Below are 21,953 nucleotides of genomic sequence, written 5' to 3'. Positions count from 1 at the left end.
TCGCGAGCCGTTCCGCGGGTGCCGGCGGGGCGGCCGGGCAGGTGCCCCGCCGAGCCGACATCCGTCGCTGACACCGAGCTCGGAGGGCGGGGGCAGACAGTGACCTCCGCCTGCGACTATGGTCACGGGGCAGTGACCTGCCTCACCTGCACCTTCGCCACCGTTATGAGAATGGGATGATGTCGTTTATGAAGGGACGAGTCCTTGTCGTCGACGACGACACCGCACTGGCCGAGATGCTCGGCATTGTGCTGCGTGGTGAAGGTTTTGAGCCGTCTTTCGTAGCTGACGGCGACAAGGCGCTGGCCGCATTCCGGGAGAGCAAGCCCGATCTGGTGCTGCTCGATCTGATGCTGCCGGGCCGGGACGGTATCGAGGTGTGCCGCCTGATCAGGGCGGAGTCCGGGGTGCCGATCGTGATGCTCACGGCGAAGAGCGACACGGTGGATGTCGTCGTGGGCCTGGAATCGGGCGCGGACGACTACATCGTGAAGCCGTTCAAGCCGAAGGAGCTGGTCGCCCGGATCCGGGCGCGGCTGCGGAGGTCGGAGGAGCCGGCGCCCGAGCAGTTGGCCATAGGCGATCTGGTCATCGACGTGGCCGGTCACTCCGTGAAGCGGGAGGGCCAGTCGATCGCGCTCACGCCGTTGGAGTTCGACCTGCTGGTCGCGCTGGCGCGGAAGCCGTGGCAGGTGTTCACGCGTGAGGTGCTCCTGGAGCAGGTCTGGGGCTACCGGCACGCCGCCGACACCCGTCTGGTCAACGTGCACGTCCAGCGGCTGCGCTCCAAGGTCGAGAAGGACCCCGAGCGCCCGGAGATCGTGGTGACCGTCCGAGGCGTCGGTTACAAGGCAGGGCCGAGCTGACATGTCCGGTGACAGTGCCGCTTCGGCGTCCGGGCACAGCGGGGCCCGGACGGGACGGCCTGTCGGCCCGGAGGCGGCGGGCTCCCGCTGGGGGAGCCTGCTGGAGGGCGGATTGCTCCAGGGCGGGGTCCAGGGCAGCCCGGTGCTCCGCCTGTTCATGCGCTGGCTGCGCCGGCCGCTGCTGCCCGTCATGCGGCTGTGGCGGCGCAACATCCAGCTCAAGGTCGTCGTCACCACCCTGCTGATGTCGCTGGGCGTGGTCCTGCTGCTGGGCTTCGTCGTCATCGGCCAGGTGCGCAACGGCCTGCTGGACGCCAAGGTGAAGGCCTCGCAGAGCCAGGCCACCGGCGGCTTCGCGGTGGCCAAACAGCGCTCCGACGAGGCGGCTGCGGGGACCGGGGACGACGGTGCCGCGGCGACCGCGGACGACCGTTCCTCGCAGAACGTCATCGCCTGGATGAGCGACCTCGTGTCGTCGCTCTCCAGCGGCGGCCAGGGCGCCTTCGACGTGGTCACGCTCCCCGTCGACGACAGCGGTGGCGGTGGCGGACGCGGCCCGCGTGCCTCCGGTGGCGTCGACCCGACGGTGAGCGTGCCCGAGGCCCTGCGCCAGAAGATCAACGACAGCTCCTCGGCCGCTCAGAGCTACACCCGCATCGTCTACAAGGACGGCGGCAAGGAGTCCCAGTCGGCGCTGGTCATCGGCAAGCAGGTCAACGACCCGAACGGTGACCCGTACCAGCTCTACTACCTCTTCCCGCTCACGCAGGAGGAGAAGTCGCTGAGCCTGGTCACCGGCACGCTGGCGACCGCAGGGCTCTTCGTCGTCGTACTCCTCGGGGCCATCGCCTGGCTGGTGGTGCGGCAGGTCGTCACGCCGGTGCGGATGGCGGCCGGGATCGCCGAGCGGCTGTCGGCCGGGCGGCTGCAGGAGCGGATGAAGGTCACCGGCGAGGACGACATCGCGCGGCTCGGCGAGGCCTTCAACAAGATGGCGCAGAACCTGCAGCTGAAGATCCAGCAGCTGGAGGACCTGTCGCGGATGCAGCGGCGGTTCGTGTCGGACGTGTCGCACGAGCTGCGGACGCCGCTGACGACCGTACGGATGGCGGCCGATGTCATCCATGACGCGCGCGTGGACTTCGATCCGATGACCGCGCGGTCGGCCGAACTGCTCGCCGACCAGCTGGACCGGTTCGAGACGCTGCTGGCGGATCTGCTGGAGATCAGCCGCTTCGACGCGGGCGCGGCGGCGCTTGAGGCCGAGCCGATAGACCTCAGGGAGGTCGTCCGGCGGGTCCTCAGCGGGGCCGCGCCGCTCGCCGAGCGCAAGGGGACGCACGTACGCGTGATCGGCGACCAGCAGCCCGTGGTGGCCGAGGCGGACGCCCGGCGCGTGGAGCGGGTGCTGCGCAATCTCGTCGTCAACGCCGTGGAGCACGGTGAGGGCAGGGACGTCGTCGTCAAGCTGGCTTCGGCGGGCGGGGCGGTGGCGGTCGCCGTGCGCGACTACGGGGTGGGGCTCAAGCCCGGCGAGGCCACGCGCGTGTTCAGCCGCTTCTGGCGGGCCGACCCGGCACGCGCGCGTACCACCGGCGGTACGGGCCTGGGGCTGTCGATCGCCCTGGAGGACGCGCGGCTGCACGGCGGCTGGCTGCAGGCGTGGGGCGAGCCGGGCGGCGGTTCGCAGTTCCGGCTGACGCTGCCGCGGACTGCGGACGAGCCGCTGCGGGGCTCCCCGATACCGCTGGAGCCCAAGGACTCGCGGCGCAACCGCGGACTGGACGATGCCGGGCTGCCGCGCGCGGGCGGTGACAAGGTCGCCACCGTGCCCGCGCAGCCGACCGGGGACCAGATACCGATGACGCCGCGGCTGACCGGTGCGACACCCACGGCCGACCCGACGGCGCTGCCCGGCAACGGCGCGCGCGTGGTGCCGAGGCCCGTCTCGGGCGCACGACGACAGGACGGGACGCCCGCCGCCGACGGCGCGCGGAGCGAGTCCGCCGGCCGCCAGGACGCCGGGCCGGAGGACGCGAACAAGCAGGGGGAGGCATCTCGTGGGCGGTGACCGCGACGGGGGCGCTCGGTGGGGGGCCACGCGCGCGACGGCGTATGCCGCCTGTGGCGTCGTACTGCTGGCGGGCTGCGCCTCGATGCCCGACAGCGGGGATCTGCGCGGGGTCGAGTCCACGCCCCGGCAGGACACCCAGGTGCGGGTCTTCGCGATGCCGCCCCAGGACGACGCCCAGCCCTCGGACATCGTGTCGGGCTTTCTGGAGGCGCTGACGAGTGACGACCCGGGGTACTCGACGGCGCGCCAGTATCTGACCCGCAAGGCGTCGCAGACGTGGCAGCCGGGGCTGTCCACCACAGTCCTGCAGAACGGCCCGGGCACCGAGGCCAACGGACACGAGGTCGCCGACGACCTGACGTTCACGCTGACCGGCACCAAGGTCGCCACCGTGGACGAGCAGCAGTCGTACGCGGCCGCCAAGGGGTCCTATGCCGCGCCGGTGCACCTGACGCGGGACAAGAAGACCAAGCAGTGGCGCATCGACCGGCTGCCGCAGGGCGTGGTCATGGGGAAGTCGGACTTCCAGCGCAACTACATGTCCGTCAACAAGTACTACTTCGCCTCGAACACCACGGCGAACACGCAGGCGCACACGGCGGCGGTCGCCGACCCCGTGTACGTACGCCGGTACGTGGACCCCACGACGGAGATGGTGAGGTCCCTGCTCAACGGGCCCTCCAGCTGGCTCGACCCGGTGGTCCGGACGAGCTTCCCGACCGGTACGGCGCTCAAGAAGGGCGTCAAGGCGCTCACGCCGGACGACCAGAACAAGCTGACCGTGCCGCTGAACGAGAACGCCGCCCGGGTCGGTTCGACGAAGTGCGGCGAGATGGCGGCCCAGCTGCTGTTCACCCTGCAGAACCTCACCCCGATCGTGGACACGGTCGAACTCCGCTCCGGCAGCAAGCGGCTGTGCTCGCTCGGCGACGACCCGGGGGAACTCGTCGACACGCGCGCGTCGGCGCAGCATCCCTCCTACCTGTACTTCATCGACAGCAAGAAGCGGCTGGTGCGGCTGTCGGCCGAGAATCCCAACACCAAGCCCGACCCTGTGCCGGGCGCTCTGGGAGAGACCGGCAAGGAGCTGCTGTCGGTGGCCGTGTCGCGGGACGAGCAGTCCGCGGCCGGGGTCGCCGACGACGGCAAGGACCTGTACGTCGCCTCCCTGGTGTCGGGTGGATCGCTCGGGGACGCCGTGCTGACCAGCCACGGCTCGACGGAGGCGAACCGGCTGACGGCGCCCAGCTGGGACGCGCACGGCGACCTCTGGGTGGCCGACCGCGACCCCGCCGACCCCCGCCTGCTCCTGCTGGAACAAGGCAGGGGCGAGCCGATCGTGGTGAAGGCACCCGGCCTCGACGGACGCATCCAGGACGTCCGCGTGGCCGCCGACGGGGTGCGGATCGCGCTCGTGGTGGCCAAGGGCGACCGGACCTCGCTCCTCATCGGGCGGATCGAGCGGACCGGCGAGACGGGCGCCAAGGACGAGCGGCCGACGGTCTGGGTGCAGGAACTGCGCTCCGCGACACCGGAGTTGGAGGACGTCACCGCCATGTCGTGGGCCGGGGACAGCCGGCTCGTGGTGGTCGGGCGGGAGCAGGGCGGTGTGCAGACCATGCGGTACGTCCAGATCGACGGCTCCACGCCGGAGGGGCCCGCGCCCGCGGCCCTGACCGGGGTCAAGGAGCTCACGGCGGCCGAGGACGACCGGCTTCCGCTGGTGGCGTACTCGGAGGACGGGATCGTGCGGCTCCGGTCAGGGGCGCAGTGGCAGAAGGTGGTCACGGACGGGACGGCGCCGGTTTATCCGGGGTGAGCCCCAGCCGTAGCCCCAGTCCTAGCCCGAGCCATAGCCCTGGCTCCAGCCTGCCGCAGCCCCACCCGCAGCCGCAGCCTGGAGTTGTCCACAGGGAGTTATCCACAGGGGTGGTCGGGCGGCTCGGGTCTTGGCACAGTGGTGGGCATGCGGGGGTGGTGGCAGGACCTCACCGATCTGGTGCTGCCGGCCGAGTGCGGAGGCTGCGGGAGGCCTCGCACGGTGCTCTGCCCGGAGTGCCGTGCCGCCCTGAGCGGGGCCGCACCGTGCCGGGTGCGACCGGTGCCGGAGCCGCCCGGGCTGCCCGTGGTGCACGCGGCCGCCCGGTACGCGGACGAGGTGCGGGCCATGCTGCTGGCCCACAAGGAGCGCGGCGCGCTGGCTCTCACGGCACCGCTGGGCGCGGCCCTGGCGGGGGCTGTGCGGGCGGGGCTGGGGGTCGCCGGTGGTGAGTGGGTGGACAGGGAGCAGGGCCCGAGCGGTAGCGCTCCCGTGCTGCTCGTTCCCGTTCCGTCCGCGGGCGGTGCGGTGCGGGCGCGCGGGCATGACCCGGCGCGGCGGATCGCGCTCGCGGCGGCCGGCGAGCTGCGGCGGACCGGGACCCGTGCCCGGGTGCTGGCGGTGCTGCGACAGCAGCGGGCCGTGGCCGACCAGTCCGGGCTCAACTCCCGGCAGCGGCTGGACAATCTCGCGGGCGCGCTGGCGGTGGCTCCCGGCGGCGCGGGGCTGCTGCGCGGAGGCCGGGTCGTGCTTGTCGACGACCTCATGACCACGGGCGCCTCGCTGACGGAAGCGGCGCGGGCCGTGCGGGCGGGCCGGCGCTGTAGGCCTCGCGGCCACGGCCACGACGATCAGCGGACGTCCGTGTACGCGGCGCTGAGTCGGGAAGGCGGTGGGGAACGTACAACTGGATCAAGTGACGCCGTTGACGTGATCTGCGCAGCTGTGGTCGCGGCGTCGCCTGATTCCTTCGAAATAAACCGGAACTGACTGGAAACTTGCATCGTTGCAGGTAATGAGAGGGTCAATTCACCAGAACGGAGGTACGCGGCGGTAGAGGGTGACGACATCCGTCCGGGCGAGATATGTTCGGTTGTGAGGAAAAGGCGCAGGCCATACCTCGCGTATCGGAATGCCGTGCTGCGGGTTTTGCACAATCACTCGCACCGGTGGGGTGGAGATCTTGCCTGTGGGGGAGGAGGAGGTGGAAGTCACCGAGTCCGAGGTTCCGGTGGTTCACCGGGACCGGGTGCAAAGGGAGATGCTCCGCAGGCGAAGCGGGGCTATCCGGGAACGGAGTTCTGCGTGGACATCGTCGTCAAGGGCCGCAAGACCGAGGTGCCCGAGCGGTTCCGCAAGCACGTGGCCGAGAAGCTGAAGCTGGAGAAGATCCAGAAGCTCGACGGCAAGGTGATCAGCCTCGACGTGGAGGTGTCCAAGGAGCCGAACCCCCGACAGGCCGACCGTTGTGACCGAGTGGAGATCACGCTCCGCTCCCGCGGTCCGGTGATTCGGGCGGAGGCATCCGCCAACGATCCGTACGCGGCGCTCGACCTCGCGGCGGAGAAGTTGGACGCCCGGCTGCGCAAGCAGCACGACAAGCGGTTCTCGCGCCGCGGTGCCCGCAGGATCCCGGCGGCCGAGGTCGCCGACCACGTGCCGGGCGCGGCGACGCTCAACGGGAACGGCCACCCCGTCCACGAGGACGCGGTGGACGGTGTCCCCACGAAGAAGATCGGCTCGCTGGAAGTGAAGGGTGACGGCCCCCTCATCGTCCGCGAGAAGACCCACGTCGCCTCCCCGATGACTCTCGACCAGGCCCTCTACGAGATGGAACTGGTCGGCCACGACTTCTACCTGTTCGTCGACTCCGAGACCAAGGAACCGAGTGTCGTCTACCGGCGGCACGCCTACGACTACGGCGTCATTCACCTGAGCACGGACCCGATGGTGGCCCAGGTGGAGTCCCCCGCGCCGGGGGGCACGCTGGGCGGCTGACCGGCCCCGCAGACCGTTGAGCCTGTGCCCCTGGAGCGCGTGTGCGCCCCCAGGGGCACCGGTGTGCGACCAGTTCGCGCCGCGCACGGTCACCGCGTTGTCATCCAGGCATGGAATCATGGCCACAGCGGCTCAACCGGTGGGCCGTTGCCTTGGGTTGGCGATGGCACAGCACCACAGGCCACAGCCTTCAGGGGGAGGAACGATGGCGGACAGCTTCGGACCGATGCAGGACGGGGATGCCGACGGCGGCACCGTCGCCATGGGCCCGGACGCGGGCACACCACGCAAGGAGCCGATCAGGGTCCTGGTCGTGGACGACCACGCCCTCTTCCGTCGTGGCCTGGAGATCGTGCTCGCGGCCGAGGAGGACATCCAGGTCGTGGGCGAGGCCGGGGACGGTGCGGAAGCCGTCGACAAGGCCGCCGACCTGCTGCCGGACATCATCCTGATGGACGTGCGGATGCCCAAGCGCGGCGGTATCGAGGCCTGCACCTCCATCAAGGAGGTGGCCCCCAGCGCGAAGATCATCATGCTCACGATCAGCGACGAGGAGGCCGACCTCTACGACGCGATCAAGGCGGGCGCCACCGGATATCTCCTCAAGGAGATCTCCACCGACGAGGTGGCCACCGCCATTCGCGCGGTGGCCGACGGGCAGTCGCAGATCAGTCCGTCCATGGCGTCGAAACTGCTCACCGAGTTCAAGTCGATGATCCAGCGCACCGACGAGCGCCGGCTGGTGCCGGCACCGCGATTGACCGACCGCGAACTCGAAGTGCTCAAACTCGTCGCCACGGGGATGAACAACCGCGATATCGCCAAGGAGTTGTTCATCTCCGAGAACACCGTGAAGAACCACGTGCGCAACATCCTGGAGAAGCTGCAGCTGCACTCCAGGATGGAGGCCGTGGTCTACGCGATGCGGGAGAAGATTCTCGAGATCCGCTGACTTCGGTCGACGGATCGCCTGATCCCGGTCAGCGCAGCGCGGCGGTCAACGCGCGAGTCACCTCCTTGATGAGGGGCTCGCGCAGCTCCGGGGCGTCCACCCGCTCCACCCGTACGTTCGTGCAGTCCACCCAGCTCGCCGCCTCGACCAGCGCCTCCGCCACCTTCGGGACCGCTTTCGCGCCGTCCAGGGTGACCTGTCGGGCGATCAGGGTCTGGCCCTCGCGGCCCGGGTCGACCCGGCCGACGAGGCGGCCGCCGGCGAGGACCGGCATCGCGAAGTAGCCGTGGATGCGCTTCGGCTTGGGGACGTAGGCCTCCAGGCGGTGGGTGAAGCCGAAGATCCGCTCCGTGCGCGCCCGTTCCCAGATCAGGGAGTCGAACGGGGACAGCAGCGTGGTGCGGTGACGGCCACGCGGAGGTGTCTCCAGGGCCGCGGGGTCGGCCCAGGCCGGCTTGGCCCAGCCCTCGACCGTGACGGGCACCAGGCCCGAGTCGGCGATCACCGCGTCGACCTGCTCGCCCTTGAGGCGGTGGTAGTCGGCGATGTCCGCGCGCGTGCCGACGCCCAGGGACTGCCCCGCGAGGCGCACCAGGCGGCGTACGCACTCGGCGTCGTCCAGGTCGTCGTGCAGCAGATCGTCGGGGATCGCGCGCTCGGCGAGGTCGTAGACCCGCTTCCAGCCGCGGCGCTCCACGCACACCACCTCGCCGTACATCAGCGCGCGCTCCACGGCGACCTTCGAACCCGACCAGTCCCACCACTCGCTGGTGCGCTTGGCGCCGCCCAACTCCGTGGCCGTGAGGGGGCCTTCGGCGCGGAGCTGCTTGACGACCTGGTCGTAGGTGCCGTCCGGCAGGTCGTGGTTCCAGTGCGGGCGGGCGCGGTAGGCGCGGCGGCGGAAGGCGAAGTGCGGCCACTCCTCGACGGGGAGGATGCACGCGGCGTGCGACCAGTACTCGAAGGCGTGCGGCCGTGCCGGAGCCGTGCCGGGGGGCGCGGTCTTCCAGTAGGCGTCCTCGACCGTCCGGCGGCCCACCGCGCCCAGGCGCGCGTACGGGATGAGCTCGTGGGAGCGGGCCAGGACCGAGATCGTGTCCAACTGGACCGCGCCGAGATGGCGGAGGACGCCCCGGACGCCCGCCCTGCGGTCGGGGGTGCCCAGGAAACCCTGGGCGCGCAGCGCGATACGGCGGGCCTCGTCTGCCGAGAGGTCGGTGAAAGGACGCGGGGTCGTCATGGTCCGCACGATAGAGGGCGCCACTGACAATGCGGCGTGAGCTGCGGGTATGCCGCGGCGCCGGGCACGGCGAAAGCGCCGGTCACGACCGGAGCGCCGGCTCTAAGCGGGCGCCGGCAGATACGGCGCCGTCGACGGCAGTCCCAGGTCCGACGGCAGCAGGGAGCCCACCCAACAGTCCCGTCGTACGCCCTTGTTGTTGATCGAGGAACGCAGCGTGCCCTCGACGACGAAGCCCGCCCGTTCCGCCACCGCGCGGGAGCCCGTGTTGCCCACCTCCGCGCGCCATTCGACGCGGTCGATCGACACCTGGGTGAACGCCCAGTGGGAGGCGGCGAGGGCGGCTTCCGTGGTGTAGCCGTGGCCGCGGTGCTCCTTGGCGCCCCAGAACCCGACCTCGGCCACCCCCAGGGAGCGCATCGAGAGGCTGAGCATGCCCACCAGGTCGCCTTCGGGTTCGGGAAGGAAGACGCCGAACGTGAACATGGAGGAGTTCGCCCAGCCGTCCGGGACCAGTTGTTCCGTGAAACTCCGCGCGTGCTCGGGCAGATAGGGGGACGGAATCGTGGTCCAGCGCTGAATGTCGGGGTCCTGTGCGGCCGCGTACACGGCGTCGGTGTCCTGCGGACCGACCGTGCGCAGAAGTAGGCGGGCCGTCGTGAGCGTCACGGGTTCCATCGGCCGATTCTGCTCGGAACGCCCGCGAGAGCGCCATCTTTTAGCGCTCCGTGAGCGGGTGATCACAATTCGCGCAATTCGTCGGCGGGGCGCGGCACCATCGGCGGGGCCCGGCCGTTGTTCCCTTTGAAGAAGATTTGAAGCAGCGCGCGAAGCGGTGAGAGGTCGTCGTCGCGACAGGCCTCCCGGCTTGGTGGTGTCCTCGCATACGATGGCCGTTGCTCAGTAAGTCCAAGGAAACCGACTCTGCCAGGCCCGACCGGCAAGGAGACCAACCCCCGTGTCCGTCCTCTCGAAGATCATGCGTGCAGGCGAAGGCAAGATCCTGCGCAAGCTGCACCGCATCGCGGACCAGGTCAACTCCATCGAAGAGGACTTCGTCGACCTCTCCGACGCCGAGCTGCGGGCCCTCACCGATGAGTACAAGCAGCGGTACGCCGATGGTGAGAGTCTGGACGACCTGCTTCCCGAAGCCTTCGCCACCGTGCGCGAGGCCGCCAAGCGCGTCCTTGGCCAGCGGCACTACGACGTGCAGATGATGGGCGGCGCCGCCCTCCACCTGGGCTACGTGGCCGAGATGAAGACCGGCGAGGGCAAGACCCTGGTCGGCACCCTGCCCGCGTATCTGAACGCGCTGTCCGGCAAGGGCGTTCACCTGATCACGGTCAACGACTACCTGGCCGAGCGCGACTCCGAGATGATGGGCCGCGTCCACAAGTTCCTGGGCCTGGAAGTCGGTTGCATCCTCGCCAACATGACGCCGGCCCAGCGTCGCGAGCAGTACGCGTGCGACATCACCTACGGCACGAACAACGAGTTCGGCTTCGACTACCTGCGCGACAACATGGCGTGGGCCCAGGACGAGCTCGTCCAGCGCGGTCACAACTTCGCCATCGTCGACGAGGTCGACTCCATCCTGGTCGACGAGGCCCGTACGCCGCTGATCATCTCCGGCCCGGCCGACCAGGCCACCAAGTGGTATGGCGACTTCGCCAAGCTGGTCACGCGCCTCAAGCGCGGCGAGGCGGGCAACCCCCTCAAGGGCGAGGAGGAGAGCGGCGACTACGACGTCGACGAGAAGAAGCGCACCTGCGCGATCCACGAGTCCGGGGTCGCCAAGGTCGAGGACTGGCTGGGCATCGACAACCTCTACGAGTCGGTGAACACCCCGCTGGTGGGCTACCTGAACAACGCCATCAAGGCCAAGGAACTCTTCAAGAAGGACAAGGACTACGTCGTCCTCGACGGCGAGGTCATGATCGTCGACGAGCACACCGGCCGTATCCTCGCCGGCCGCCGCTACAACGAGGGCATGCACCAGGCGATCGAGGCGAAGGAAGGGGTGGACATCAAGGACGAGAACCAGACTCTCGCCACGATCACCCTCCAGAACTTCTTCCGCCTCTACAAGCGCCACGACCAGTCGGGCAAGGAGCAGTCCGGCCTGTCCGGCATGACCGGTACGGCGATGACCGAGGCCGCCGAGTTCCACCAGATCTACAAGCTCGGCGTGGTCCCGATCCCGACGAACCGGCCGATGGTCCGCAAGGACCAGTCCGACCTGATCTACCGCACCGAGGTCGCCAAGTTCGAGGCGGTCGTCGACGACATCGCGGAGAAGCACGAGAAGGGCCAGCCGATCCTCGTCGGCACGACGTCGGTCGAGAAGTCCGAGTACCTCTCGCAGCAGCTCTCCAAGCGCGGCATCCAGCACGAGGTGCTGAACGCGAAGCAGCACGACCGTGAGGCGCCGATCATCGCCCAGGCCGGCCGCAAGGGCGCCGTGACGGTCGCCACCAACATGGCCGGCCGTGGTACGGACATCAAGCTCGGCGGCAACCCCGACGACCTCGCCGAGGCGGCGCTGCGCCAGCGCGGTCTCGACCCCGAGGAGCACATCGAGGAGTGGGCCCAGGCCCTGCCCGCCGCTCTGAAGAACGCGGAGCAGGCGGTCAAGGCCGAGTTCGAGGAGGTCAAGGACCTCGGCGGGCTCTACGTCCTCGGCACCGAGCGGCACGAGTCGCGGCGTATCGACAACCAGCTGCGCGGTCGTTCCGGCCGTCAGGGCGACCCGGGCGAGTCCCGCTTCTACCTCTCCCTCGGCGACGACCTGATGCGCCTGTTCAAGGCCCAGATGGTCGAGCGCGTGATGTCCATGGCGAACGTGCCGGACGACGTCCCGATCGAGAACAAGATGGTCACGCGCGCGATCGCGTCCGCCCAGTCGCAGGTCGAGCAGCAGAACTTCGAGACCCGCAAGAACGTCCTCAAGTACGACGAGGTCCTCAACCGCCAGCGCGAGGTCATCTACGGCGAGCGCCGCCGCGTCCTGGAGGGCGAGGACCTGCAGGAGCAGGTCGTGCACTTCATGGACGACACGATCGACGCGTACGTCGGCGCGGAGACCGCCGAGGGCTTCCCGGAGGACTGGGACCTGGACCGGCTGTGGGGCGCCTTCAAGCAGCTCTACCCGGTGAAGATCACCGTCGAGGAGCTGGAGGAGGCGGCCGGCGACCGGGCCGGACTGACCGCCGAGTTCATCTCCGAGTCCATCAAGGACGACATCCACGAGCAGTACGAGGGCCGCGAGACGCAGCTCGGCTCCGAGATCATGCGTGAGCTGGAGCGCCGGGTCGTGCTGTCGGTCCTGGACCGCAAGTGGCGCGAGCACCTCTACGAGATGGACTACCTCCAGGAGGGCATCGGCCTGCGCGCGATGGCCCAGAAGGACCCGCTGGTCGAGTACCAGCGCGAGGGCTTCGACATGTTCACCGCCATGATGGAGGGCATCAAGGAGGAGTCCGTCGGCTACCTGTTCAACCTGGAGGTCCAGGTCGAGCAGCAGGTCGAGGAGGTCCCGGTCGAGGACGCCGCGCCGGTCGACATGGCCAAGCAGGACGCGGTGCCGGCCCAGGCGAACGGCCGTCCGGAGATCCGCGCCAAGGGCCTGGACGCCCCGGCGCGCCGGAACCTGCACTTCTCCGCCCCGACCGTGGACGGCGAAGGCGGCACCATCGAGGGCGACTTCGCCGGTGACGACGAGCCGGTGCGCTCCGAGGCCGACGGCCTCACGCGCGCGGAGCGCCGCAAGCAGTCGCGCAGCCGTAGCCGCCGCAAGAAGTAACCAGGAGCAGCATGTGACGGCGCCTGGAGCGCCGTGACGCAGGAAGGGCCGGGCACCCCCAGGGTGCCCGGCCCTTCGGCGTGCGATGGGGCGCGCACGGCGTCGGGGCCGGGGGCGGGTGGCGGGACAAGGCGCCTCTGGGCCAGGTGGTCGGGTGCCCGGGTGCCAGGGCAGGAGCCTCCGGGTCGGCGGTCAGTCGTCGTCCGCGAGGTGCGTCGGGCGTGGGCCGCCCATCTCCACCGCCGTGCACCGCCAGCGCAGATCCGCGCCCTGTTCCAGGCGGAAGGCCATGGCTCGCAGCTGGTCGCCGGCGCCGATCCGGGCGAAGGCCTCGATGGCGCCCTCGCGCGGGACGAAGTAGCCGATGTCGCGGACGACGGGTCGGGTGCCACGCGTGCGTAGAGGCGTGCGGTCGGCGAGCAGGGCCAGTTCGTCGTAGGCGCGGCCCGCGGTGTGCCGGAGCATCCAGTGCACCGGGCGCTGACCGCTCAGCACCGCGAGCAGCCGGTCGGCGAAGAGGTCGGTGGGGCGGGGCTGCGGGGCGGGCGGCAGACGCCGGGCCTGGGCGGGGACGGTCGTACGGGCCGCGGGACCGGGCGTGCCGCCTGCGGTGACCGGGGTGGGGTAGGCGCCGGGCGGGGCGTGGGCCGGGGTGCGCGAGGCGGGTGCGGCGCCGGGGGCGGTGTGAGTGGTGAGACCAGCGGTGGTGGTGGCGGGGCGTGCGGTGGGGCTGGTGGCGGTACGCGCGGTGGGGTTGGTGGCGGTGCGTGCTGCGGGATTGGTGGCGGTGCGCGCTGCGGGCACCCTCGTGATGTCTCGCGACGGCGACGCCGGGCCCGGAGCGATGGTGTCCCGCGGCGGCGTGGCGGTGTCCGAAGCGGGGGTGTCCAGCGGCGGCGTGGCGGTGTCCGAAGCGGGGGTGTCCAGCGGCGGCGTGACCGTGCCCGAAGCGGGGGTGTTCAGCGACGGCGTGACCGTGCCCGGAGCAGCGGTGTCCCGTGGCCGCCTGACGCCCCCCTGAGCGGTCGTGGTGCCCCTGCTCGGGCCCGGCGCCGGGCGGCCGTCCGTCGGCCTTGTGCGCGGGGTGAGGGTGCCTGCGCGGGAGCCCGGCGGGCGGTCGCCGTCGGGGGCCGTGAGGGGCGCGGTCCCGCCCGGGGCGCGGCGGGCCGGTGGGCGACCGGCGGTGCGGTGCTGCGCCCTGGTCATGACCTTGTGCATGGGAGTCCCCGTTCGCTCGGCCCGGTTCATACCGGGCGGTAACTTTTGCGGTGGGGATCTTGTACGGCGGCGGAGGCGGCCGGGGCAAGGAAGCGGCGGCCCGGGTCGGGGTGGCCGGGATGTTCACTTATCCGAGTGATCGAGGGGGCCTGAAACCCCGTGTTCTCCGCGGTGCCCCGGGTGACTTCCGGGGACCGGGGTGGACGCCCTTCGAGGTGCGGGTGGGGACTCGAAAGGGGACTCCAACCGAGTCCCGTACGGCCCCCGCACGTATCCTGAAGCCCCTCCGGGAGGCGCGGCTCAGCCCTCCCCGGGACCCTGCGGAACCCACCGACCGAAAGCGGCCTGCCATGCGCGTCTACGTCCCCCTGACCCTCTCCGGTCTCGCCGAGGCGTACAAGACGGGCGAGTTGGCGACCGGACCGTTCCTCGCCTACGCCGTCACCCCCGCGTTGCGCGAGTGGTACCTCTCGGACGACATCGAGGAACTGGAGTACGCGGCGCTGAACCGGGCCGCGCTGGCCTCCCTGCGCCAGCTGGCGGCGGACCCCGCGGCGGTACGGCGCCGGGTCGTCGTCGCCCTCGACGTGGCGGACGGTGCCGCGGTCGCCGACCCCGACCGCGGGCTCGATCCGGCGGCGCTGGGCGAGGTGCGGGTCGCCGGGACCGTGGCGCTGGGCAAGGCGGCCGCCGTGCATGTGGACGCCGACGACGCGGAGACGGACGTGGCCGCCGCGGCCGATGCCGTGGGTGCGGCGGACGGTGGGGACGACGACGCGCAGTTCGTGGTGGACGGGGCCGAGGACCACGAGCTGCTGTGGTTCGCGACGCAGGAGATCCCGAACTTGGTGGGACTCGGGGACTGAAGCCGAGTTTTCGCTTGCGGCGGTGCTGAAGGACGTCTCGCCCTGGCTCGCCGGCCCCATCCGTCCCCTTCATGCCCACTTGACCTGCGGGTCTCTTGATTGTCAGTGGCGGCGGGTACGTTTTTGGCATGGGGATGCAGACAGGGGCCCACATCGTGTGGGACTGGAACGGGACGCTGTTTCACGACAACGACGCGATCATCGGTGCGACGAACGCGGCCTTCGCCGAGCTGGGCCTTGAGCCGATCACGATGGAGCGGTACCGGGAGCTGTACTGCGTGCCGGTGCCGAAGTTCTACGAGCGGTTGCTCGGGCGGCTGCCGACCGACGCCGAGTGGGAGGTCATGGACGAGACCTTCCACCGGTACTACACCGAGCACCGGGTGGGGTGCGGGCTCACCGACGGCGCGGTGGAGCTGCTCGCCGGCTGGCGGTCGGCGGGGCGCAGCCAGTCGCTGCTGAGCATGTACGGGCACGACGAACTGGTCCCGCTGGTCCGGGGGTTCGGCATCGAGCCGCACTTCCTGCGCGTCGAAGGCCGGATCGGGCCCTCCGGCGGCAGCAAGGCCGAGCACATGGTCCGCCACCTGGGCGCACTGGAGTTGGTGGAACCCGCGCGCACGGTGGTGATCGGTGACGCAGCCGACGACGCCGTGGCCGCGCTGCACGTCGGCGCCCGAGCCGTGCTCTACACCGGCGGTTCGCACGGCCGGGCCAGCCTGGAGGCGGTCGGCGTCCCGGTGGTGGACACACTGGCGGAAGCGGTCGCGGAGGCGGAACGAATAGCGGCGTAGCCCTGCCGGGGGCGGAGCAGTGGGAGTCGGTCGGTCACTCCGGTCCAGGCCAACCGATCCGCCCCCCCCGCCAACCCACGTGACCCCGCCCCCACCCCGCCGACCGCCTAGGTCACCGGTGCTTTCGCGCGCAGCACCGTCAAGAACTCCCGCATCCACGCCGGGTGGTCCGGCCAGGCTCGGGAGGAGACCAGGGTGCCGTCGACGACCGCCTCGGTGTCCTGGAAGGTGGCTCCGGCGGCCTGCATGTCGGGCTCAAGGGCGGGGTACGCCGTGACCCGGCGGCCGCGCAGGCTGTCGATCGCCGCGGTGAGCAGGGGGCCGTGGCAGATCTGGGCGACCGGTTTGTCCGCGTCGAAGAAGGACTTGAGGATCTTGCGCAGCTCGGGGTCGTTGCGCAGGTACTCGGGGGCGCGGCCGCCGGGGATGACGAGGGCGGCGTACTGACCGGGGTCGACGTCGGCGAAGGCCAGGTCGGCGGGCCAGGTGTAGCCGGGCTTCTCGGTGTACGTGTCGAAGCCGGGTTCGAAGTCGTGGACGACGAACCGGAGCTGCTTGCGCGTGGGGGCCGCGATGTGGACCTCGTAGCCCTCTTCGCGGAGCCGCTGGTAGGGGTACAGGACCTCCAGGGACTCCGCCGCGTCGCCGGTGACGATCAGGATTTTGGCTGTCATGTCGGCAACGTGCCCCCGTCGGGCGCGCTTGCCAAGGGGGCGTGCGCCGAACGGAGGAGGGAGGGAGCTCATGGGGGAGTTTCGCCAAAGACTGCCGCCGCTGTCCGCCCTGTCCGCGGTCGCGCGGAATACGCCCTCGACGCGTACTTCGCTCCTGTGCAGAACGTCAAAGTTCCACCCCTGGTTTTGTACACATACGGCTCATGACGGGGCCCCCGCAAGGAGCGATAGCCTGGGTGGCGTGATCAGCGCGATAGCTCGCGGGGGCACTGTTGCCCCTGCCCTGCGCCCGGTGAACACGGACCACATCCGTGTCCGGGCGGCGGTCGCTGGTCCGCGCGGGCGGGACGGAGGCGTGAGCGCCGCCGAGGCGCCGCGCACCCCCCGGGAAGAGGCGCCGCCGAGAGCAGCGTCACACCCCGCAGGGGCGCCGACATTGGCTGATAACCCCCCGCTCATCTCACCTTGCGGCATAGCGTCGGAGCAGACCGGAGAACCCGGGCCGTGGCGTCGAGCCGCAGGGGAAGACCCCGTACTTCCTTCTACGTCACGCAACGGCGCGCGACAGGAGCCAGAGGACAATGCAGACCAAGCTGGACGAAGCCAAGGCCGAGCTGCTGGAGAGGGCCGCTCGGGTAGCTGAGAACAGCCCGGTCGGGGGGAACCTACCGACCGGGACGGCGGACGAGGGCGATCCGGACACCCCGGACAGCGAATCCGTACTCGCGTTCCTCCAGCGCTACTACCTGCACACGGCCCCGGAGGACCTGGGCGACCGCGAGCCGGTCGACGTCTTCGGAGCCGCTCTTTCCCACTACCGACTGGCCGAGAACCGTCCGCAGGGCACGGCCAACGTGCGGGTGCACACCCCGACGGTCGAGGAGAACGGCTGGACGTGCAGCCACTCCGTCGTCGAGGTCGTCACCGACGACATGCCCTTCCTCGTGGACTCCGTGACCAACGAGCTGACCCGGCAGGGCCGCGGCATCCACGTCGTGATCCACCCGCAGGTCGTCGTCCGTCGTGACGTGACCGGCAAGCTCATCGAGGTGCTCACCGCGCAGTCGGCCGGCGAGCTGCCGCACGACGCGCACATCGAGTCCTGGATCCACGTCGAGATCGACCGCGAGACCGACCGCGACGACCTCAAGCAGATCACCGCCGACCTGCTGCGGGTCCTGTCCGACGCCCGGGAGGCCGTCGAGGACTGGGACAAGATGCGGGACGCGGCCCTGCGCATGGCCGAGGAGCTGCCCAAGGAGCCGGTCGCCTCCGACCTGCGCGCACAGGACGTCGAGGAGGCCCGCGAGCTGCTGCGCTGGCTGGCCGCCGACCACTTCACCTTCCTCGGCTACCGCGAGTACCAACTGCGGGACGACGACTCGCTGGCCGCCGTGCCCGGCACCGGCCTCGGCATCCTGCGCTCCGACCCGCAGCACGCGGGCGACGAGAGCCACCCGGTCAGCCCGTCCTTCGAGCGGCTGCCCGCCGACGCGCGCGCCAAGGCCCGCGAGCACAAGCTCCTGGTGCTGACGAAGGCCAACAGCCGCTCGACCGTGCACCGGCCGTCGTACCTGGACTACATCGGCGTCAAGAAGTTCGACGCGGACGGCAACGTGATCGGTGAGCGCCGCTTCCTCGGACTGTTCTCGTCCGCCGCGTACACCGAATCGGTGCGCCGGGTTCCGGTCATCCGGCGCAAGGTCGAAGAGGTCCTGGACCGGGCCGGCTTCTCGCCCAACAGCCATGACGGGCGCGACCTGCTCCAGATCATGGAGACGTACCCGCGCGACGAGCTCTTCCAGACCCCGGTCGACGAGCTGCAGTCCATCGTCACCTCGGTGCTCTACCTCCAGGAGCGCCGGCGCCTGCGTCTCTACCTGCGCCAGGACGAATACGGCCGCTACTACTCGGCCCTCGTCTACCTCCCGCGCGACCGCTACACCACCGGCGTCCGGCTGCGGATCATCGACATCCTCAAGGAGCAACTGGGCGGCACCAGCGTCGACTTCACGGCCTGGAACACCGAGTCGATCCTGTCCCGGCTGCACTTCGTGGTCCGCGTCCCGCAGGGCACCGAGCTGCCGCAGCTGTCCGACGCCGACAAGGACCGCATCGAGGCCCGCCTGGTCGAGGCCGCCCGCTCCTGGGCGGACGCGTTCGGGGAGGCACTGAACGCGGAGTGCGGCGAGGAGAAGGCCGCCGAGCTGCTGCGCAAGTACGGCAGCGCCTTCCCCGAGGGCTACAAGGCCGACCACTCCCCGCGCGCGGCGGTCGCCGACCTGGTCCACCTGGAGCAGCTCAGCGAGACCCACTCGGAGGGCGGCAAGGACTTCGCGCTCAGCCTGTACGAGCCGGTGGGCGCCGCTCCCGAGGAGCGCCGCTTCAAGATCTACCGCAAGGGCGCCTCGATCACCCTCTCCGCGGTGCTGCCGGTGCTCAACCGGCTCGGCGTCGAGGTGATGGACGAGCGGCCCTACGAGCTGCGCTGCTCGGACCGCAGCATCGCCTGGATCTACGACTTCGGCCTGCGCATGCCCAAGGCGCAGAACGGCAGCGCGGACTACCTCGGTGACGACGGCCGCGAGCGCATCCAGGAGGCCTTCGCCGCCACCTGGACCGGCAAGGCGGAGAACGACGGCTTCAACTCCCTGGTGCTGAGCGCCGGTTTGACCTGGCGCCAGGCCATGGTGCTGCGGGCGTACGCCAAGTACCTGCGCCAGGCGGGCTCCACCTTCAGCCAGGACTACATGGAGGACACCCTCCGCAGCAACGTCCACACCACCCGGCTGCTGGTCTCCCTGTTCGAGGCGCGGATGTCGCCGGACCGCCAGCGCGCGGGCCACGAGATCGTCGACGCCCTCCTCGAAGAGGTCGACGCGGCCCTCGACCAGGTGGCCTCCCTCGACGAGGACCGGATCCTGCGGTCCTTCCTGACGGTCATCAAGGCGACGCTGCGGACGAACTTCTTCCAGGAGGCGGCGGGCGGCAAGCCGCACGCGTACGTGTCCATGAAGTTCGACCCGCAGGCGATCCCCGATCTGCCCGCACCGCGCCCCGCGTACGAGATCTGGGTGTACTCGCCGCAGGTCGAGGGCGTGCACCTGCGCTTCGGCAAGGTCGCGCGCGGTGGTCTGCGCTGGTCGGACCGCAAGGAGGACTTCCGCACCGAGATCCTCGGCCTGGTCAAGGCACAGATGGTGAAGAACACCGTCATCGTGCCGGTCGGCGCCAAGGGCGGCTTCGTCGCCAAGCAGCTGCCGGACCCGAGCGTGGACCGGGACGCGTGGCTCGCGGAGGGCATCTCCAGCTACAAGACGTTCATCTCGGCCCTGCTCGACATCACCGACAACATGGTGGCCGGCGAGGTCGTGCCTCCGGCCGACGTCGTGCGGCACGACGAGGACGACACGTATCTCGTGGTCGCGGCCGACAAGGGCACGGCGACGTTCTCGGACATCGCCAACGGGGTCGCGGAGACGTACAACTTCTGGCTCGGGGACGCCTTCGCCTCCGGTGGCTCGGCCGGTTACGACCACAAGGGCATGGGCATCACCGCCCGCGGTGCCTGGGAGTCCGTGAAGCGGCACTTCCGGGAGCTGGACGTCGACACCCAGAGCGAGGACTTCACGGTCGTCGGCATCGGTGACATGTCCGGTGACGTGTTCGGCAACGGCATGCTGCTGTCCGAGCACATCCGTTTGGTCGCCGCCTTCGACCACCGGCACATCTTCATCGACCCGAACCCGCAGTCGGCCCCCTCCTACGCCGAGCGCCGCCGCGTCTTCGACCTGCCCCGCTCCAGCTGGGCCGACTACGACACCGACCTCATCTCCACCGGCGGCGGCGTCTTCCCCCGTACCGCCAAGTCCATCCCGGTCAACGCCCACATCCGCGAGGCCCTCGGCATCGAGGAAAAGGTCGCCAAGATGACCCCGGCCGACCTGATGAGGGCGATCCTCAAGGCGCCGGTGGACCTGCTGTGGAACGGCGGCATCGGTACGTATGTGAAGGCGTCCACCGAGACCCACGCGGACGTCGGCGACAAGGCCAACGACCCGATCCGCGTCGACGGCGCCGACCTGCGCGTCAAGGTCGTCGGCGAGGGCGGCAACCTGGGTCTGACCCAGCTGGGCCGGATCGAGTTCGCGCTGGCCGGCGGCAAGATCAACACGGACGCGATCGACAACAGCGCGGGCGTGGACACCTCCGACCACGAGGTGAACATCAAGATCCTGCTCAACGGCCTGGTCACCGACGGCGACATGACCGTCAAGCAGCGCAACAAGCTGCTCGCGGAGATGACCGACGAGGTCGGCCGCCTGGTCCTGCGCAACAACTACGCGCAGAACACCGCGATCGCCAACGCGCTCGCCCAGTCCAAGGACATGCTCCACGCCCAGCAGCGGTTCATCCGCCACCTCGTGCGCTCGGGCCACCTCGACCGGGCGCTGGAGTTCCTGCCGACCGACCGCCAGATCCGCGAACGCCTCGCCCAGGGCCAGGGGTTGACCAGCCCGGAGACGGCCGTGCTGATGGCGTACACGAAGATCACGGTCGCCGACGAGCTGCTGCAGACCACGCTGCCGGACGACCCCTACCTGCGCAGTCTGCTGGACGCGTACTTCCCGACGGCGCTGCGCGAGGCGTACCCGGAGTACATGGACAAGCACCCGCTGCGCCGGGAGATCGTGACGACCGTGCTGGTCAACGACACGGTCAACACGGGCGGTACGACGTATCTGCACCGGCTGCGCGAGGAGACCGGGGCGTCGCTCGAAGAGATCGTCCGGGCCCAGACCGTGGCCCGGCGGATCTTCAGCTCGGCGCCGGTGTGGGACGCGGTCGAGGCGCTGGACAACAAGGTCGAGGCCGCCGTCCAGACCAGGATCCGGCTGCACTCGCGCCGGCTCGTCGAGCGCGGCACGCGCTGGCTGCTCAACAACCGGCGTCAGCCGCTGGAGCTCGCCGAGACGGTGGAGTTCTTCGCGGAGCGGGTCGAGCTGGTGTGGCAGCAGCTGCCGAAGCTGCTGCGCGGCGCGGACCAGGAGTGGTGGCAGCGCATCCACGACGAGCTGACCGGCGCGGGCGTCCCGGACGAGCTGGCCACGCGCGTGGCCGGGTTCTCCTCGGCCTTCCCGGCGCTCGACATCGTCTCGGTGGCCGACCGCATGGGCAAGGAGCCGATGGACGTCGCCGAGGTCTACTACGACCTCGCCGACCGCCTCCACATCACCCAGCTCATGGACCGCATCATCGAGCTGCCCCGCGCCGACCGCTGGCAGTCCATGGCCCGCGCCTCCATCCGCGAGGACCTCTACGCGGCGCACTCGGCGCTGACCGCGGACGTCCTGGCGGTCGGCAACGGCACCTCGACTCCCGAGCAGCGCTTCAAGGCCTGGGAGGAGAAGAACGCGCCGATCCTCGGCCGGGCCCGCACGACCCTGGACGAGATCCAGGGCTCGGAGGCCTTCGACCTCGCCAACCTGTCGGTGGCGATGCGGACGATGCGGACGCTGCTGCGGGCGCACACGTAACCAGTAGGAACAGAAGGGGCCCCGGACCGCGTCGACCTGGTCCGCCCCGACGGCGACCTCGTGGTCGCCGCCTTCGCGGGCAACCCCGCGGCCGAGGCGCTGATCTCCGGCCG

The 21,953-nt window shown here is 70.4% G+C and carries 14 protein-coding genes; 10 read left to right on the top strand and 4 right to left on the bottom strand.

All coding sequences use genetic code 11. The annotated features are described in order from the left end of the window. Window positions 1-176 precede the first annotated feature (176 nt). The 6 genes from mtrA (at window position 177) to ACWDR3_RS35915 (ending at window position 7,709) form a co-directional block, all read left to right on the top strand. A complete protein-coding gene (gene mtrA, locus ACWDR3_RS35940) occupies window positions 177-866 on the top strand; it encodes a two-component system response regulator MtrA (RefSeq protein ID WP_016438163.1) in 690 nt (229 codons plus the stop codon). A 1-nt stretch (window position 867) separates the two neighbouring features. Beyond that, window positions 868-2,937 (top strand): MtrAB system histidine kinase MtrB, encoded by a 2,070-nt coding sequence (gene mtrB / locus ACWDR3_RS35935; RefSeq protein WP_450356763.1) that lies wholly within the window; start codon window positions 868-870, stop codon window positions 2,935-2,937. Then, a complete protein-coding gene (locus ACWDR3_RS35930) occupies window positions 2,927-4,759 on the top strand; it encodes an LpqB family beta-propeller domain-containing protein (protein WP_450356762.1) in 1,833 nt (610 codons plus the stop codon). Before mtrB ends, ACWDR3_RS35930 begins: the two co-directional genes overlap by 11 nt. Before the next feature lie 147 nt (window positions 4,760-4,906). Continuing rightward, a complete protein-coding gene (locus tag ACWDR3_RS35925; protein ID WP_450356761.1) occupies window positions 4,907-5,749 on the top strand; it encodes a ComF family protein in 843 nt (280 codons plus the stop codon). A 315-nt stretch (window positions 5,750-6,064) separates the two neighbouring features. Continuing rightward, a complete protein-coding gene (gene hpf / locus ACWDR3_RS35920; protein ID WP_450356760.1) occupies window positions 6,065-6,757 on the top strand; it encodes a ribosome hibernation-promoting factor, HPF/YfiA family in 693 nt (230 codons plus the stop codon). Window positions 6,758-6,962: 205 nt separating this feature from the next. Next, complete coding sequence (locus ACWDR3_RS35915) at window positions 6,963-7,709, top strand: response regulator (protein ID WP_450356759.1); 747 nt, start codon at window positions 6,963-6,965, stop codon at window positions 7,707-7,709. A gap of 28 nt (window positions 7,710-7,737) precedes the next feature. On the opposite strand, the gene ACWDR3_RS35910 is transcribed toward ACWDR3_RS35915, so the two are convergent. Together ACWDR3_RS35910 and ACWDR3_RS35905 are read right to left on the bottom strand one after the other, a co-directional pair. After that, window positions 7,738-8,949 carry a winged helix-turn-helix domain-containing protein gene (locus tag ACWDR3_RS35910; RefSeq protein WP_450356758.1) on the bottom strand — a complete coding sequence of 404 codons (1,212 nt, stop codon included), beginning with the start codon at window positions 8,947-8,949 and terminating at the stop codon, window positions 7,738-7,740. 102 nt (window positions 8,950-9,051) lie between these two features. Next, window positions 9,052-9,627 carry a GNAT family N-acetyltransferase gene (locus ACWDR3_RS35905; RefSeq protein WP_450356757.1) on the bottom strand — a complete coding sequence of 192 codons (576 nt, stop codon included), beginning with the start codon at window positions 9,625-9,627 and terminating at the stop codon, window positions 9,052-9,054. Between the two features lie 280 nt (window positions 9,628-9,907). Here ACWDR3_RS35905 and secA point away from each other — a divergent pair, with 280 nt between their 5' ends. Then, window positions 9,908-12,751, top strand: a complete 2,844-nt coding sequence (gene secA, locus ACWDR3_RS35900; protein ID WP_450356756.1) for a preprotein translocase subunit SecA — start codon at window positions 9,908-9,910, stop codon at window positions 12,749-12,751. Between the two features lie 192 nt (window positions 12,752-12,943). Here secA and ACWDR3_RS35895 read toward each other — a convergent pair whose 3' ends face one another. Further along, window positions 12,944-13,969, bottom strand: a complete 1,026-nt coding sequence (locus tag ACWDR3_RS35895; protein ID WP_450356755.1) for an Rv3235 family protein — start codon at window positions 13,967-13,969, stop codon at window positions 12,944-12,946. 350 nt (window positions 13,970-14,319) lie between these two features. Here ACWDR3_RS35895 and ACWDR3_RS35890 point away from each other — a divergent pair, with 350 nt between their 5' ends. After that, on the top strand, window positions 14,320-14,835 hold the full coding sequence (locus ACWDR3_RS35890) for a DUF6912 family protein (protein ID WP_450356754.1): 516 nt from the start codon (window positions 14,320-14,322) through the stop codon (window positions 14,833-14,835). Between the two features lie 128 nt (window positions 14,836-14,963). Continuing rightward, the gene (locus ACWDR3_RS35885; protein WP_450356753.1) at window positions 14,964-15,629 is read left to right on the top strand and encodes an HAD family hydrolase; all 666 of its coding nucleotides are present in this window, start codon (window positions 14,964-14,966) and stop codon (window positions 15,627-15,629) included. A 107-nt stretch (window positions 15,630-15,736) separates the two neighbouring features. Here the strand turns inward: ACWDR3_RS35885 and ACWDR3_RS35880 are convergent, their stop codons facing one another. Then, a complete protein-coding gene (locus tag ACWDR3_RS35880; protein WP_401727151.1) occupies window positions 15,737-16,303 on the bottom strand; it encodes a DJ-1/PfpI family protein in 567 nt (188 codons plus the stop codon). A gap of 581 nt (window positions 16,304-16,884) precedes the next feature. Here ACWDR3_RS35880 and ACWDR3_RS35875 point away from each other — a divergent pair. Then, on the top strand, window positions 16,885-21,840 hold the full coding sequence (locus tag ACWDR3_RS35875) for an NAD-glutamate dehydrogenase (protein WP_450356752.1): 4,956 nt from the start codon (window positions 16,885-16,887) through the stop codon (window positions 21,838-21,840). Window positions 21,841-21,953: the final 113 nt, after the last annotated feature.

It is taken from the genome of Streptomyces sp. NPDC001002 (genome assembly GCF_053599215.1).
This window is presented reverse-complemented; position numbering and strand designations above follow the sequence as displayed.

Coding starts and splice junctions, on each gene's coding strand:
- mtrA (WP_016438163.1), top strand. CDS start 177: ATGATGTCGTTTATGAAGGGACGAGTCCTTGTCGTCGACGACGACACC.
- mtrB (WP_450356763.1), top strand. CDS start 868: ATGTCCGGTGACAGTGCCGCTTCGGCGTCCGGGCACAGCGGGGCCCGG.
- ACWDR3_RS35925 (WP_450356761.1), top strand. CDS start 4,907: ATGCGGGGGTGGTGGCAGGACCTCACCGATCTGGTGCTGCCGGCCGAG.
- ACWDR3_RS35915 (WP_450356759.1), top strand. CDS start 6,963: ATGGCGGACAGCTTCGGACCGATGCAGGACGGGGATGCCGACGGCGGC.
- ACWDR3_RS35910 (WP_450356758.1), bottom strand. CDS start 8,949: ATGACGACCCCGCGTCCTTTCACCGACCTCTCGGCAGACGAGGCCCGC.
- ACWDR3_RS35905 (WP_450356757.1), bottom strand. CDS start 9,627: ATGGAACCCGTGACGCTCACGACGGCCCGCCTACTTCTGCGCACGGTC.
- ACWDR3_RS35895 (WP_450356755.1), bottom strand. CDS start 13,969: ATGCACAAGGTCATGACCAGGGCGCAGCACCGCACCGCCGGTCGCCCA.
- ACWDR3_RS35890 (WP_450356754.1), top strand. CDS start 14,320: ATGCGCGTCTACGTCCCCCTGACCCTCTCCGGTCTCGCCGAGGCGTAC.
- ACWDR3_RS35885 (WP_450356753.1), top strand. CDS start 14,964: ATGGGGATGCAGACAGGGGCCCACATCGTGTGGGACTGGAACGGGACG.
- ACWDR3_RS35880 (WP_401727151.1), bottom strand. CDS start 16,303: ATGACAGCCAAAATCCTGATCGTCACCGGCGACGCGGCGGAGTCCCTG.
- ACWDR3_RS35875 (WP_450356752.1), top strand. CDS start 16,885: ATGCAGACCAAGCTGGACGAAGCCAAGGCCGAGCTGCTGGAGAGGGCC.